Origin of the sequence: Dyadobacter sp. CY323 (assembly GCF_021390245.1) — a bacterium.
Lineage (GTDB): Bacteria > Bacteroidota > Bacteroidia > Cytophagales > Spirosomataceae > Dyadobacter.
Genome location: NZ_JAJUXH010000013.1, coordinates 171978 through 187150 on the forward strand (window position 1 = coordinate 171978; position 15173 = coordinate 187150).

The window sequence follows — 15173 nt, forward strand, 5'->3', positions numbered from 1 at the left end:
CGAAAATCCCACATTTCCTATTTGCCTCCCTTGTTGACTCATGTGACCAATCAGCATGCACCTGATAACTTCTTTACCCGAAACGGCATTTCTCTCCAAACTCAACCTTCATTCTAAATTTACTTGACTGGTAGCGTCGGTGATTGAGTGGATTACCTGATCAAGTTCATTGGCTGAGGCGATCAGGTAATCATAAACTAACTGCTGCTCGGCGTCGAGTTCAGCCGGCAAAGTAAGCATAGGGAGGAGCGCCATAATGCGTGATAACGGTGCCCGGATCACATGCGATTGCATCCAGGATATCTCGCGGAGTTTTTCGTTCTGAGCCTCGATCGCCTGGATGTATCTGACGCGCTCGGTCACATCGTTAGCCAGCACTACCTTTGCCTTTACACCTTTGTAAGTGATTACATTACTTTGAATATCAACGTTGATGAGAGCACCGTTCTTTTTGCGGTGCCGGAAGACTCCGTGAAGAATAACCTTGTCTCGTTCCCGATTTTCCTGAACCGCCCGCTGTACGAGCGGGATATCCTCAACTGGCCGTATATCCAGAATGGTCATGGCCATGAACTCTTCGTGGCTGTAGCCGTAATGAGCGATAGCTGCCGTGTTGACATCCAGGTACTTTAAGGTCTGCATATCGTAAACGAACATGGGCTGTGGGCTTAGCTGGAAGAGGTCGCTGTAACGCTTTTCGGATTCGGCCAGCGCCTGCATGGTCCTTTTAGTTTCGGTTATATCCTTAAAAAATACGGACAGCCCGTTCTCTGACGGATATGCGCTGACTCCGAACCAGGTTTGCATCTTTGGGTAAAAATCTTCAAAATGCACCGCTTTTCCCGTACTCATCACATGCTGGTAGTGTCGGTAAAAATCCAGGTCCATTGCATCGTAGTAAATATCCCAAAAATATTTGCCCAGCATAGTTTCGCGCCCCATGCCCATTTTTATTTCGGCGGTAGCATTCCAGTAGGTGATGATCCAGTTGCGGTCCACGGCAAAGAAACCGTCACCGATACTTTCCAGGATTACATTGCGTTCCGCAAGCGCCATAGTCGCCGCTAGTTCCGCTTTTTTTCGGTGATCAATGTCCTGGAAGCTGCCGTAAATCCGTACACATTCCCCATCCCTGAATTCCGCTTCAGCCATTGCCCGCACCCAGCAGGTATTCCCCTTTGCCGTAACCAACTCTACTTCGGCGTCGCAGGGCGCACCTGTCGCAATGGTGTCGGCCATTTTTCCGGCGATATAATCCCTGTCCGCGCCCTGGCGGTAAAAGGACAACCAGTTATCGGCGCTTGGCACAAAGGTTTCCGGTACCTCATAGATTTCCCGTGTCACCGGCGACCAGTAAGCAGTTCCATTGACACGGTCGACTTCCCAGCTTCCGATGCGCGCGAGTTGACTGGCCTTCTGAAAAAGGTTTTCAATCTCTTTTTTGTCCGAAATGTTTTTACCCACACAAAACATCAGTCCTTCATTAGAGAACCGCGTGACTGTCCACGACAACCAGATGACCTTGCCGCTTTTCGTCAGGAAGCGGTTCTCGAAATATAAAGTCTGGTCGCCGCCAGCAATAAACGCTTCGGTCCGAGCCCGGCTGATCTCCAGGTCATCAGGGTGTACCAAAAGATCAAGCGACATGTTCAGTAACTGCTTTTCTGTATATTCCAACTGGCTGAACATAGCAGGGTTGACCCTTTTGAAATAGCGGTCGGTTCCCATGATACCGATCATATCCGGGGCACGGTCGAAAAGCAAACGGAGCTGCTCATCGGCCGTTTTTTGGCTTGAAATATCCTTAGTAGACGTTGAAAAGCCGTTTGTGCCCGCATTGCTTCCGTGGGTCGATGAGTCAAAGTCATTCACTGCGGCGCTCTTCACCTCCACGAAATTGAAAACGATTGCTTCAACCCCGGGCTCATCCAGTAAGTTGGTCAGCGTGCAATCGATGGTAATGTAGTGTCCCGCATAATGCAGTGTACGGAAGAGCGCGGCAACCGGCCCTCCGGGCTGGGCATATACCTGCCGCAATGCTTGCTGAAACAATTCGGCATCATCGGGGTGTACCAAATCGGCCGCTTTCCGTTCAGTACTATTGACCTGGTTCCAGCCGGTGATCCGTTCCGATGAGGGACTCCTGTAAACCACGTTCAGGTCGCGGTCCAGTAATGTAACACCAGCAAAACTATGCTCGATGAGTTTACGGAAGCGCAGTTCTCCGGGATTGGTTTGTTCTAGTTGGGGAAGGTTAATCATGACTTTGGGCTTTAAAGCCCAAAGTTGTCAAATTTTCATAGAATTAATTCTAAGTTTTCAATGAAAAATAGAGACAAGTTCTATCAAATTCGTCAGACAACTTCGTAACCCGATTATGCGGAATATATAGTCTTTTCCGCTCACGGTGTTATTTGGGTTTTCTGTACTACTTACTGCACTGCAAAATAGCTAAATGGTTGTGAACTCAAATGAATTCATGCAAAAAACACAGAATGGAATAGAATAATACAGGTTTCGGGAATAAAAACCGGATAATTAAAGTTACCTATGGACACATTGCCCTATAATTGTAGATGATTCGATTTGTAAAATATCTAGTCCTTGTGATTGCAGGTTCTTTGGTTTCCTGCGAAGGCCTTTTTCTCTTCAATCCCAACCAGGTGGTTTTTAGCGATGATGAAAAAGACCTGAACCGCAAATCCGTTGAACGGATACGCATGCTGCCCGTGACTGATACTGTGAGATTCATACTCATGGGGGATACGCAACGCTTTTATGATGAGTCCGAGGATTTTGTAAAAAGCGCAAACGGGCAAGAGGATATTGCCTTTGTCCTCCACGCAGGCGATATTTCAGATTTTGGGCTAAGCCAGGAATTCAAGTGGGTAAATCAGATCATGAAAAAACTGAAGTATCCCTACTTGACAGTAATTGGCAATCACGATCTTCTTGCAAACGGGCCGATTGCATATCAGAGAATGTACGGTAACTTGAATTATTCATTCGAATTCGGAAACCACAAATTTATTTTCGTTGATACCAATTCGAGAGAATACGCCTTCAATGGAAAAGTGCCAGACCTACAATGGCTGAAGTCTGAGTTGGATAACAATTCATCAAACAAAAATGCAATCGTTATTGGGCACATGGCACCATTTCACGGCGATTTCGATAAGAACCTGGAAAGCCGATATGCAGAGATTCTCTCCTCTGATCCGAATGTTAACTTCACTTTATATGGTCACCAGCATTCCTTTTCGGATAGTATCTATTATAACGATGGTGTTCATTATCACGTCACTACCACAGTCGGGGCCAGAGGGTATATGATCGTCACCTCATGGAATGGCGGCCATAAGGTAGAACGCGTAACTTATTGAATCATCAACCCAGCTCCCAGGGTTTTGTCGGGGAATAAATTTCCTGAGCACTTCTGGCATGATAGTTATCCAGGCTCCGACTCAACGAATCCCTATTTTATGACAGGCACAGACAAAGAGTTAAATTCCACCGTTCGCATTTTATTAGTAGACGACGATCACGAACAATCATACGTAACCGGTATGTTGCTAATAGCCTCAGGGTTTCAGGTCGAGGTTTGTAACAGCAAAAATGATTGTATTAAGCTAACGGAAACATTCAGGCCTGATGTGATCTTGCTGGATAGCGATATGCCGCAAATGGATGGGCATATGTAGCGGGATGAGAGATAGCGTTTTTACCTACTCCTTCGGATAAGCCAAAATATTCTTAGTAGCAACCTTCCCACCCGCCCCCTTCGAAGCCACAACCTGATCAGGGGCTTTTGACTTTTCTACCCAATCAATGATCAGGCTGACCCAATCTACATTGTCACAGCCCGGGCCGCCGCCACAATGCAAAACGCCCGGAAGGAGGAACAATCTTGCGAAGGATTGCGCGTCTTTGTCGGCTTTTAATATCCCATTGTAATGCTCAATGGTCGCGTTTGCCGAGAGCGCGGCATCATTCCAGCCATGGAAAAAGATGATTTTGCCATTTCGTTTTTTGAACGCACTGTAATCGGTACTGGTGGCATCCAGATAAGATGAAGCAAAGGCCGTTTGCGCGGTAAAATTTTTGAAGGTGTATTTTGAATAATCAAAGGTTGAATCATTGAAGATCAGATACTTATAAATGTTCGTGGAAAACATGTAATGCAGGCTGGGTTCCTTGTGCTGGTAAGAACTTGACCCGGTAATCCACGGATCCCAGGAAGCATCTTCGGCTTCTGCGCCAAATGGGAAACCGGGGTAAATCTGTTTGCCATCCACAACCAGCGGACCGTAAACTGACTTGATCGCCACGAGCTGCGCTTTTGTAAAACATGCGTTTCCCGGCTTTTCATTGGCGCACACCGGTAATTTAGAAAAATCGAACTTGCATTTACCTGGGTTACCTAAGATCCCGTCAGCCGCACCGTCGAGTTGGTCGCATTGTTTCAGCACTTCGGTTTGCAAAAGTTTGAGGTTATCTTTTGTAATGATTGGCCTCAGCTCTTTGGGATCCGGATAATTGTATTGACTATGCTGCAGGAATTTCGCCCCTATTGCCGGCCATGCAAATGCGGGCGCCCCGGCCACGATCCCGTCAAAGTCCTCAGGATAATACTGGGCCTCCACCATCGCCTGTCCGCCTCCGCGCGAGCAACCGACAAAATACGATTTGGAAGGTGCCGCGCAATAATAATTTTGCATAATGGCTTTCGAAACCACGGCGGTACGATGAATGGCTAGCCGACCGAAATTGAGCTGTCGCTCCATGTTATTGTACGCCCATTTGGCATCGGCTCCTCCTTCGTGGCCTGTGTCAGTGCCTGCGGTCGCAAATCCCTCGTCGACCTTCCTCTGAAAATCATTTTGAATGGTCCCCACAAAACCGCCTCCTCCCGACATCAGAAACCGCGTGTTACTTTCGTCGGGCAACAATAACTCAAAATTGATTTCCTTGCTTATCCTACCCAGAATGCGGCAAAAAGGCTTCTTGATAATGATAGTTCCGCGCCAGGTCTCATCTGGATTACTGATCGTGTCCCCGGCATTGGCCTCAGCGACCAAAATCGTAACATCCGGAAGTTGAAGGTTTTTCAACTCCCCGCAAGGTTTGCAAGGTTTTACATGCTGCGCCCAGGCAATGTTAGCAACCAAAATGAGGGCGAAGAAGACGTAACATTTTCTCATAAGTGATTTGTTTTATCATTCTGTCTTTCTAATTCTTGTAGTCAAAAGCCTGGGCCACTGATGGAAAATACTCAACTTCCCTTGATCTGGGCAGACTTACAGGGAATAAAAAAACGAGACAAATCCAGAAAATCCGGCCTTGTCTCGTCTGGTGCGCCCGAAGGGATTCGAACCCCTATCGGTGGTACCGGAAACCACAATTCTATCCATTGAACTACGGGCGCTTCTTTCGGTAACGGGGTGCAAATATAGCCTCTATTTTGATTTTAGAGCAGTAAGAGCGAAAAAATCTGGATTTTTTTACCTCGTTTTATGCTTAAAGTTCTTTAAGCAAATCCCAGTCACCAACGTCTTTCAAATATAAATAATCGAGCAGCACACCGTTTACGTTGGTAATCAGGCGATGTCCTTCCGCAAATGGGACTACAAACGTATTGATGTATTCGTGGTCGGATACAAGCCCCTGAACTTTGTTATGATAACTGTTGATTTCCGCCGTCGTAAGTTCAAGCTCACAGTAAAACATGTACATCGCCTCGTCGCTTGTGCCGGTTGAAGGAAAATATGGCGTGTCATTGACTTTTACCAACTGTGAAACATCAACTGCTATCCCCGTTTCTTCAAACACCTCACGGGCGGCAACAGCGGCCGCGTCACTTTCGCTGTCGAGCATTCCAGCGGGATGTTCGTAAGTCATGGAACCGTCACAAATCCGGCGCTGCTGGACCAGCAGAAGGAATTTTTCTTTAGTGATTGAATCAAGAAAGCAAATCAGGACACTTACAACCTCGCCTTTCAGAAAGCAAATGGGTGGAATTTTGTTACCCTCAGGCGTTGTAGCATCCGTATACAGGAGCGAAAAAAGGACTTCTCCTTTACCATTATAACGGGTATAAAGCTCGTCGATACGGTGGATTTCAAGTCCGTTCTTTTCAAGATTGTTTTTCCACAAATTGTATTTGTGGGAATCGAGCAATTTTTCCTTCATCAGGCCTCTAATTAAGGATCAATTGTAAAACGGGAATGATAATGCCGCATATGGCACGCCAAACGTTTTGGAAAAGCGCTTTTGCCCATTGTCCAGCTTTTCTGCCGTCGCATAGGTAATTCTGCCATAAGTATAGCCGAGTTTCAACGCAATGCGATCTGTAAACCAATATCGTAAGAACAATTCCGACTGTCCGTTTTGTTTGTCCAGGGCCAGCGGGAGCAGATTGATGGTACTCGGATTGCTAGGCACATAGTCGTTATAATACTTAGACCCTTCTCCATCAAAAAGTGTCGATTTGGTATACAGGCCTTTTCTTTTAACCCCAAATGCAACGCCGAAAAGATCCGTATTCGCACCGATATCAAACTTCCACACGCGGAAATTAGCACCGAGAACGAAGCTCGCTCCATTGCTCGAAACGCGTCCGAACTTCAAAGTATCGCCGGAAAGTGCGTTATTTTTAGGAGCCAGGTCGGTCCTGCCCGCATAGTAACCCCATGCCCTCACCCCCCAGCCGATCCTGAACCAGGGAAAATTTGTGAGGCTCAATTCCTGGTGGTAAAGTACTGAGGGGACCCAAACTTTGTCCAGATACCCAACCCCGAGATCAATGCCGGATGTAACACGTGAAAGACTTTGTGAAAATGCTGTGACTGAACTCAAAAAAACAAAAAGTACTGTGATACGGATCCTCCTCATTTGATTCTTAATAATGTGACGGGCAAAGGTAAAGAAATGTACTGTTTTGCGACATCAACTTATTTTTTTGTTCGTTTTCTTTAATACAACGGCACCCGTTGGCGGCAAGTCCAGTTTTAGTGACTGAGCTCTTCCGTGCCACTGGTGGTTTTCCGCTGCCACCGGATGGTAATTGATGACACCGCTGCCACCGAAAATTTCAGCATCGGAATTGAATATCTCCTGCCAGTCTCCTTCCGAGATCACGCCTACGCGATATCCGATCCGCGGAATGGGTGTCAGGTTCAGCACGACGATCAGGTTCAGTTCGGGATCCAGCGATTTTCTTGCGTAAACCAGTACCGAATTTTCACGGTCCTGGGTATCGATCCATTCAAAACCATCATGCGAGAATGAAAAATCGAACATCGCCGGCTCGGTCCGATAAAGGTTGTTGAGTGCTTTTACGCATTCTTTCAAGCCGATGTGTGCCGGTAATTTTAGCAAATGCCAGTCCAAACTTTGCTGGAAGTTCCACTCGGATGTCTGCCCGAATTCACCACCCATAAAAATCAGTTTCGTCCCGGGATGCGTAAACATGTAGGCAAACATCACACGCAGGTTCGCAAACTTCTGCCAGGGATCGCCCGGCATTTTATTGATCAAAGACTTTTTGCCATAAACCACTTCATCGTGCGAAAGCGGCAGCATGAAGTTCTCCGAAAACGCATATACCAGACTGAAAGTCAGCTGATCCTGGTGCCATTTCCGAAATGCCGCATCCAGCTGAAAATATTTCAGGGTATCGTTCATCCAACCCATCATCCATTTCATCCCAAAACCAAGTCCGCCCACGTACACCGGCCGCGACACGCCGGGAAATGCAGTAGACTCCTCCGCAATGGTCTGAATATCAGGAAACGCCGTATACGCAGCTACATTCATTTCCCGCAAAAGGGAAATGGCTTCCAGATTTTCTCTTCCCCCAAACTCGTTCGGTATCCATTCTCCGTGTTTTCTGGAATAATCCAGATACAACATCGACGCCACGGCATCTACCCGCAAACCATCCGTATGATAACGATCCAGCCAGAAAAGCGCATTGCTGATCAGGAATGAGCGGACCTCGTTTCTTCCATAATTAAAAATATAGCTTTTCCAGTCAGGATGGTAGCCTTTTCTCGGATCTGCGTGCTCATACAATGCAGTACCGTCAAACCGGAACAAACCATGAGCATCACCGGGGAAATGCGAAGGTACCCAGTCCATGTAAACGCCGATCCCGGCCTGATGAAGTTGGTCGATCAGGTACATCAATTCCTGCGGCGTGCCCATTCTCGATGCTACCGAAAAGTACCCGGTGATCTGATAACCCCACGACGGCGCGTACGGATGTTCCATAATCGGCATGAGCTCCACGTGTGTAAAGCCCATTTCCTTTACATAAGGTACCAGCCCCACGGCTATTTCCTTATAAGTAAGATATCTTTCAGGATCAGAAGGGTCGCGTTGCCAGGAACCTAAATGCACCTCGTAGACCGAGACAGGCGCATTCAACTTGTTTTTTTCCTTACGCAGCTTCATCCATTCGGTATCCTCCCATTCGTACCAGGTATCCCAAACAATCGAAGCCGTTTTCGGAGCCAATTCGCACCATAATGCAAACGGGTCCGATTTTTCCATATGCTGGCCGTCCTGGGAAACAATGTAGTATTTATACACCTCACCGACACCCACATGAGGAATCCAGCCCTCCCAAATCCCCGAACTGTCCCAGCGCGATGCGAGCGGGTGACCATTCGGGTTCCAGCCATTAAAATTTCCCGTCACTGAGATGTAAGTTGCATTCGGTGCCCATACCGCAAAGTAGGTTCCCACAACGCCTTTATAGTCCATCACATGAGAACCCATCTTCTCATAAAGCTTGTAATGCTTTCCCTGACGGAAGAGGTGTATATCAAAATCGGTAAAACGGCTAACTGCTTCAACCGCATTCAATGTCTGATCCTCAACATTTTGCACTTCACCTTCAATCGGATCGCTCGCTGACTTCGAATTTTTCTTACCAGTTGACTTAGCCATTTGTTTTTTTGCAATTAATGTTAATCTGTATGAGGATGTAAGATTTATATTTTTATTAAACTATTTCTCAAAATGTATATATTTTTTTGAAGGTTTTCTCTATTTCAACACTCCAAAAAACCGGGCTACATTGCTCCCGCAGCCTTCTCAACCTGATCCAGAACACGCATGATATTGCCGCCCCAAATCTTCTCAATGTCTTTTGCGGAATAACCTCTTTTTACTAATTCCTCCGTAATCCCGCCGATCTGGCTTACGTCCGTCAGGCCGATCACCTCACCTCCCCCATCCAGGTCCATTCCTATCCCTACATGATCCACGCTCGTCAGTTTGATCACGTGTTCAATGTGATTTACAGCATCCTGCAACGTCGGCATATCGGATTTATATTTTTCATCAATCGCCTTCATTTCATCGCGTAACGCTTTTTTGTCGGCATCCGAAAGATCCGTCTGGCGGATTTTCAGGCGCAGTGCTTTTAATGACATTTCGTGCGGCTGAGATGGTTTTTTGACAAAACTCGGCACAAAGTTGATCTGGATCACTCCGCCATTTTTGGCGAGCGTTTTGATCATATCATCCGTCATATTCCGCGGCACATCGCAAAGTGCGCGGCATGATGAATGCGAGGCGATTACCGGCGCTTTTGTAAGCTTGATCACTTCGTAAAACGTCGAATCAGAAACGTGGGAAATATCAACCATTACCCCCAGCCGGTTCATTTCCTTCACAACCTGCTCGCCAAATGCACTCAAACCATTGTGTTCCGGCCCGTCGCCATCCGTCGAGGAATCGCAGATATCGTTATTTAGTGAATGCGAAAGTGTCACATACCGAAGTCCCAGATCATAGAACATTTTGATATTGGAAATGTCTTTCCCGATAGGCCAGCCATTTTCCATACCAATGAACATGGCGCGTTTTCCTTCTTTTTGGAGCCGGTAAGCATCTTTTGAGGTCGTGGCAATGGCGCAGAGCTCAGGGTGCAGCTTTGCGGTTTCATGTATTTTATCAAAAATGGCGAGGGCATCCTTTTTCGCCGCTGCATTAGCTTCAACCGTCCGTTTACCCTGCCCCAGATACACCGCAAAGAACATCCCGTCCATTCCGCCTTTCACCATCCTCGGAAAATCAATTTGCGACTGATCTTTCACAAAATCATGCTCAACGGCAATGTCGAATCCAGGCTTCATCATATTGATAGGCACATCCGCATGGGTATCAATTGTCAGCGCTTTTTCATGGATTTTAGCGGCTTTGGAAGACATCTTCGCCGGCGCATTTTGTCCGAGCGCGAATAGTGGCAATGATAATAGGAGTACAAGCTTTTTCATTCTTACAGATAAGTGTTAGGTCACAGGTACAAGGAGATTATATTTTTAAATTGGCCTTTTTTTTCTGGAATGTCAACTGCGGGGCGCCTTTCCTTTCTTTTCTCCTAAATATTAAGAACAATCGCCTACTTTTGAGAATTCAGTTTAATCCCATTCTATAATGCCTCCATTATTACTCCGAACAGTTCAATCTACTTCAAAACTCACGTTCCTGATCCTTTTCCTTGTCAGTTGCAGATCTGTTAAAAAGGATGCGGACCAATCTGGAAATCCGCTCAAATCTCAGGATTTCATGTATCAATATTCGATCATCGATGCATTAATGGCGGGGGTTTTTGATGGAGATTTAACAATTGGCGAGCTTAAAAGAAAAGGAGATTTCGGTGTCGGGACTTTTAATAGAGTTGATGGTGAGCTAATTATGGATCAGGGACTCGTATATAAAGTACTTTACGACGGTTCGGTGAAAGAAGTAGCGGATTCAGACAGTACTTCGGCGGCATTCGTCAAGTTTTTTAAAGCCGACACGACGATAACAATGTCCGGTGCAGATCTTACATATGAAAAAGTCCAGGAACACCTGGTTCATGTTCTTAATCCCAACGCGATTTATGCGCTGAGAATTTCGGGCGATTTTACAACAATGACAACACGTGCTGAAAAACCCGCAAAACCTCCCTACCAGACATTAAGTGAACATTTGAAGGTAAATCAGGTCGTTTTTAACCTGAAAAATACCAAAGGCATTTGTGATGGTTTTTTGCTCCCGCCATATCTGGCCAGAACAAATGTGCCGGGATTCCATTTGCATTATCTGGCGGATGACCACAAGTCCGGCGGCCATATTTTTGGCTTCACCACTGCTGCCGTGACCATTGAAATTGATTACGCCAAAGGTTTTGTGATTGAAAACAATACCAACGAGGAATTCCAAAAAGTGAATTTAAAACCAGACCGCGGCGAAGAATTGAAGAAAATAGAGTAGCGGGTTTGCTATATTTGAGATTGTTTGCGCATTAAATCAATGAAAACTCTGTCTCATCTTCTGATTTTACTGGTCTGTCTCCAAAATCACACGTTTGGCCAGGTGACTTATTTCGCCGACATTCTGGGAAAGGGTTTCAAACAAGCAACCATCGTGCAGCAGCCGGATTACGAGGGAAGCGTCACCTGCACGATTATCCGAAAACAAACACCTGAAAAAAGCGACAAAGCCGTATTGTATGTTCACGGATTTAACGACTACTTTTTTCAGGAAGAAATGGCCGAACGGTTCATAAAAGAAGGCTACAATTTCTACGCGATCGATCTCAGAAAGTACGGCAGATCATGGCTGTCCAGCCAGAAGATCAACAATGTGAGAGACTTATCGGAATACTATCCCGACCTGGATACGGCACTCGCCCTCATAAAAAGTGAAGGTTCTGACAAGGTTTTGCTGAGCGGACATTCGCTCGGCGGACTGATTGTTTCGCTTTATGCAGATGCACGCGGTGGAAAGGAGTTGTTTGATGCCGTGTTGCTCAATAGCCCATTGTTTTCATTAAACATCAAATCCGGCCTTAAAAAAACAGCATTGCCGCTGATCGTTAAACGCGCCGAAAAGCATCCCGATACGAGCATTGACCTGGGTCTGAATCCGCTTTATGGCGAAAGTTTGCACAAAGATGCGCATGGTGAATGGGCGTACAGTCTGGGTTACAAACCACACATTGCGCCGCCGGTCAACTATGGCTGGGTGCGGGCGGTAACGCTGGCTCAGGAAAAGGTCACGCAGGGTTTGCAGATCAACAAACCGGTATTGGTACTTCACGCCGCCAAATCGATCGAGGAAAAGAAATGGAGCGACATCATGTTCACTGGCGACGCGATTCTGGACGTAGCGGCAGTCGACACACAAGCCAGGAATATTATCGGTCAATATAGCATTCAGGCAGTGCAAGGCGGAATGCATGATCTGATTCTTTCCAAAAAGCCGGTCCGGGATGACGTTTATTCGACGATTTTCAATTGGGCGAAAAGGACGGTCAGATAAGTGGTCGCGAAGGCCCCCGAGTTGGCAAGAAGGTCACCTTCATGCCAAATATGGTAAGGCCTCCGGCCGATGAATACCCAGCCAGAAAAAAAACCAACGAACCCCGTTACTTTCCGGACACTCTTCCGTCAAAAGAAGAAACACTATCCCATGTCAGAAAAGTACAAATTCCACAAACACGGCCTCTTCTTCGTTACCATGACAGTCGTAGGCTGGATTGACGTTTTCACAAGAAAAAAATACGCCGACGAAATCATCAAAAACCTCAATTACTGCATTGACAACAAGGGACTTGAAGTTTACCATTTCTGCATTATGTCAAATCATATCCATTTGATTTGCTCCGCGGAAGATGGAGAAGTAGGAAGGATTATCAGGGATTTCAAAAGTTTTACCACCAAAGAGATTATCAGACAAATTGCCGAAAATCCTTATGAAAGTAGGAAGGAGTGGATGTTATATATGTTCCGGTATTTTGCAAAAGGATCGAGTCCGAAATGTGAATTCCAGTTCTGGCAACATACTAATCATCCGGTTTGGCTGGAGTCAAATCGTTTTATGCTGCAAAAGACCAGATATATTTTGAACAATCCGGTGAAGGCGGGTATTGTGAGCGAGCCGGAGCATTACATATACAGTAGTGCTAATCCGAAGACAGAATTGAAATTGTCATTTTGAAGTGTGGGCGCGAAGGTCCCCTTCGTGCCGATTATTATTTCACAACCGGAAACGCCACAATCCGCACTTTCGTAAACCCATAAGGAACCAACGTGATCTTCTCCACCGTCGGACTCACTTCCCCTTTATAAATCCCTTCCCGATCCGTCACCGGCTGCCTGGCCACACCATCCACAACCTTCCAATTCGGTATTTTCTTGGCAGAAGCGGTAATTTCAATCGGCGCGTGGGCCAGGTTCCAGACGAAATTTTCTGAAACCGGCTTCACTACATTCACCTTCAAGTGAGTTGTTGGTTCTTTGATAATGTCCTGTAAAAGCCCATAATTCCAGTCCGATTTTGGAAATACATTAAAATATTCACCTTCCTCCTTTTGCGTTTCCTTTTCCCATTTTTCTTCCAATTTCAATGCATACACCAGCGGTCCACGTTCGATAGATCTTGAATTTTTGCCCCAATTGGAAGTCGAAACTTCCATGGGCAAATGCAGATCCAGCTTATCGCCACTTTTCCAAACTCTCTGAATGGTGATGACCTGACCGCCTTTTTCTCTCTGCAACTCCTTTCCATTTAACGAAACAACCGCCTCTTTGCACCATGACGGAATTCTCAGCTGCAATGGAAATGACACATCTTTCCCAGCATGAAGCTCAAAATGGATCTGATCTTCAAACGGATAGTTTGTTTTTTCATTAATCGTCACCTCCGTCCCGGCCGCTCCAACCTTCGCCTTAATCTCATTCGGACTATATTCCAGAGCTGCTAAACCTTTGTCCGGAGTGCCATACCACAAATGGCTCGCGAACTTCGTCCAACTCTGGTGCATATTCGCCAGGCAGCACGTGTACCCACTTCGCATCCCGAGCACATTGTTCATTTCCCGGTCAAATGGCAGTGAAAAATCAAAAACGCCCCGACTAATCTGCACCTGATTGGCAATTTGAAAATATTGTTTTGCATTGTAATCGTCCGTCGTCTGAGTTGGTAATGCATTGAAGGTCATTCGTTCCAGCGCATCCATATAATATGTATCCCCGGTAATGGCGATGATTTCTTCCAGCGAATACATCGCCTCAGCAATCGCGCAGAGTTCCACACCCTGCGTCGGTGCGTTACCATGCAAATCCTCATCGCCCGAGAAAATCCCCATTGGCAAACCATGCAAATTCATCAGGTCGGTGAATCCTGTTTTGAGGTATTTCAGATACTTTTCATCCTTCGTTCGCTGGTAATTTACCGCCGGAGATTTGAGCGCCATCCCAACGTTTACAGCATGACGTTGCATCCAATTTTCCTTATTTTGCTGGGCAGCTGCATTCATTACCCAATCCCGGTTTCCAAGCAAATTGCTCCACGGAAATGCCTGAGATTCAATTTGCGAGGCTAGTTCCAAAAGTGATTTATCCTTTGTAATTCCATAAAGCCACTGCGCCATCATGACATTATCCGCACCCCGGGACTGTGCCCATTCCGTCCATTTTCCGAGCGGACAATTTTTCAATGCAGCAGATTGATATTTAAAATATTTCGTCATAAACGGAACAACCCGCTTGTCATTCGTCGCCTGGTAATATTGCTGTATCACTTTGAGCATCACCATTTTCGGCCACCAGTCTTCGCCCGAGGCACAATTATCGGGAGTGATCTGAATGTTTTTCTCGCGCTCGTCTTTGGTAATCGGCCCAAAATAGCCGGACGGACGCTGGTGGTCGATCGTCCAGTTAATGTATTTCAAAACCTTATCCTTCATTTCCTGATCATCCAGCAAATACGCCAGCGGAACCGCGCCATCGAGCCAGTATGGCGTTTCCTCCCAGCCATCACCTTTCCCACCCAGCCAACCGTTATCATTTTTCACTTTCGCATAAACCTCATCCAAATGCCCCGTAGTACCATTTTTCATGATCACCAGCTGATCCCGCAGCCAGCCTTTTGGAGTAATGGAGCCCAGTGGAATCAAATAGTAAGGTTGTTCCGCCTTGGCTTGCGCCGGAGCTTTTTGGCCAAATGAAAAACCGCAAAACACACTTAACAAAACAATCAGTGAAGCAAGATTTTTGGTCAAATTGGGTTGGCTATGCATGATTATCTGTATTAATCTTTGTCGTTTTCGTAGTAATCTCTATCAAAAAAAGAAAGATTTTTAACAACTTTTTTTACTTGAAGCCATAATG

The 15173-nt window shown here is 46.2% G+C and carries 12 protein-coding genes and 1 tRNA gene; 5 read left to right on the forward strand and 8 right to left on the reverse strand.

Annotated elements, in window-relative coordinates; all coding sequences use genetic code 11:
• Window positions 1-108: 108 nt before the first annotated feature.
• Window positions 109-2262: a PAS domain S-box protein gene (locus LZG72_RS19365; RefSeq protein WP_233876171.1), complete on the reverse strand. Its 2154-nt coding sequence runs from the start codon at window positions 2260-2262 to the stop codon at window positions 109-111.
• A gap of 344 nt (window positions 2263-2606) precedes the next feature.
• Here LZG72_RS19365 and LZG72_RS19370 point away from each other — a divergent pair, with 344 nt between their 5' ends.
• Together LZG72_RS19370 and LZG72_RS19375 are read left to right on the forward strand one after the other, a co-directional pair.
• The gene (locus tag LZG72_RS19370; protein ID WP_233876173.1) at window positions 2607-3383 is read left to right on the forward strand and encodes a metallophosphoesterase; all 777 of its coding nucleotides are present in this window, start codon (window positions 2607-2609) and stop codon (window positions 3381-3383) included.
• A gap of 99 nt (window positions 3384-3482) precedes the next feature.
• A complete protein-coding gene (locus LZG72_RS19375) occupies window positions 3483-3701 on the forward strand; it encodes a PleD family two-component system response regulator (RefSeq protein ID WP_233876174.1) in 219 nt (72 codons plus the stop codon).
• 24 nt (window positions 3702-3725) lie between these two features.
• Here the strand turns inward: LZG72_RS19375 and LZG72_RS19380 are convergent, their stop codons facing one another.
• From LZG72_RS19380 to LZG72_RS19405, 6 genes are all read right to left on the reverse strand, one after another.
• A complete protein-coding gene (locus LZG72_RS19380; protein WP_233876176.1) occupies window positions 3726-5201 on the reverse strand; it encodes a tannase/feruloyl esterase family alpha/beta hydrolase in 1476 nt (491 codons plus the stop codon).
• Between the two features lie 149 nt (window positions 5202-5350).
• Window positions 5351-5425, reverse strand: a tRNA-Arg gene (locus tag LZG72_RS19385).
• Between the two features lie 92 nt (window positions 5426-5517).
• On the reverse strand, window positions 5518-6189 hold the full coding sequence (locus tag LZG72_RS19390) for an NUDIX hydrolase (protein WP_233876178.1): 672 nt from the start codon (window positions 6187-6189) through the stop codon (window positions 5518-5520).
• An 18-nt stretch (window positions 6190-6207) separates the two neighbouring features.
• Window positions 6208-6855, reverse strand: coding sequence for a hypothetical protein (locus tag LZG72_RS19395; protein WP_233876179.1), 648 nt, complete (start codon window positions 6853-6855; stop codon window positions 6208-6210).
• A gap of 90 nt (window positions 6856-6945) precedes the next feature.
• Window positions 6946-8952, reverse strand: coding sequence for a 1,4-alpha-glucan branching protein GlgB (gene glgB, locus LZG72_RS19400; protein WP_233876181.1), 2007 nt, complete (start codon window positions 8950-8952; stop codon window positions 6946-6948).
• Window positions 8953-9077: 125 nt separating this feature from the next.
• A complete protein-coding gene (locus LZG72_RS19405; RefSeq protein WP_233876183.1) occupies window positions 9078-10286 on the reverse strand; it encodes a dipeptidase in 1209 nt (402 codons plus the stop codon).
• A 160-nt stretch (window positions 10287-10446) separates the two neighbouring features.
• Here LZG72_RS19405 and budA point away from each other — a divergent pair, with 160 nt between their 5' ends.
• The 3 genes from budA to LZG72_RS19420 all read left to right on the forward strand — a co-directional run bounded on the left by budA (window position 10447) and on the right by LZG72_RS19420 (window position 12999).
• Window positions 10447-11271 (forward strand): acetolactate decarboxylase, encoded by an 825-nt coding sequence (budA, locus tag LZG72_RS19410; RefSeq protein ID WP_233876185.1) that lies wholly within the window; start codon window positions 10447-10449, stop codon window positions 11269-11271.
• A 39-nt stretch (window positions 11272-11310) separates the two neighbouring features.
• The gene (locus tag LZG72_RS19415; protein WP_233876187.1) at window positions 11311-12321 is read left to right on the forward strand and encodes an alpha/beta hydrolase; all 1011 of its coding nucleotides are present in this window, start codon (window positions 11311-11313) and stop codon (window positions 12319-12321) included.
• 150 nt (window positions 12322-12471) lie between these two features.
• A complete protein-coding gene (locus tag LZG72_RS19420) occupies window positions 12472-12999 on the forward strand; it encodes an REP-associated tyrosine transposase (RefSeq protein ID WP_233876189.1) in 528 nt (175 codons plus the stop codon).
• A 34-nt stretch (window positions 13000-13033) separates the two neighbouring features.
• Here the strand turns inward: LZG72_RS19420 and LZG72_RS19425 are convergent, their stop codons facing one another.
• Entirely contained in the window at window positions 13034-15082 is a 2049-nt protein-coding gene (locus LZG72_RS19425) for a beta-L-arabinofuranosidase domain-containing protein (RefSeq protein ID WP_233876190.1), read from the reverse strand.
• Window positions 15083-15173 lie beyond the last annotated feature (91 nt).

Bases quoted from the DNA above. Each gene is read 5' to 3' on its own strand.
- LZG72_RS19365 (WP_233876171.1), bottom strand. From the start codon at position 2,262: ATGATTAACCTTCCCCAACTAGAACAAACCAATCCCGGAGAACTGCGC.
- LZG72_RS19375 (WP_233876174.1), top strand. From the start codon at position 3,483: ATGACAGGCACAGACAAAGAGTTAAATTCCACCGTTCGCATTTTATTA.
- LZG72_RS19380 (WP_233876176.1), bottom strand. From the start codon at position 5,201: ATGAGAAAATGTTACGTCTTCTTCGCCCTCATTTTGGTTGCTAACATT.
- LZG72_RS19390 (WP_233876178.1), bottom strand. From the start codon at position 6,189: ATGAAGGAAAAATTGCTCGATTCCCACAAATACAATTTGTGGAAAAAC.
- glgB (WP_233876181.1), bottom strand. From the start codon at position 8,952: ATGGCTAAGTCAACTGGTAAGAAAAATTCGAAGTCAGCGAGCGATCCG.
- LZG72_RS19405 (WP_233876183.1), bottom strand. From the start codon at position 10,286: ATGAAAAAGCTTGTACTCCTATTATCATTGCCACTATTCGCGCTCGGA.
- budA (WP_233876185.1), top strand. From the start codon at position 10,447: ATGCCTCCATTATTACTCCGAACAGTTCAATCTACTTCAAAACTCACG.
- LZG72_RS19415 (WP_233876187.1), top strand. From the start codon at position 11,311: ATGAAAACTCTGTCTCATCTTCTGATTTTACTGGTCTGTCTCCAAAAT.
- LZG72_RS19420 (WP_233876189.1), top strand. From the start codon at position 12,472: ATGTCAGAAAAGTACAAATTCCACAAACACGGCCTCTTCTTCGTTACC.
- LZG72_RS19425 (WP_233876190.1), bottom strand. From the start codon at position 15,082: ATGCATAGCCAACCCAATTTGACCAAAAATCTTGCTTCACTGATTGTT.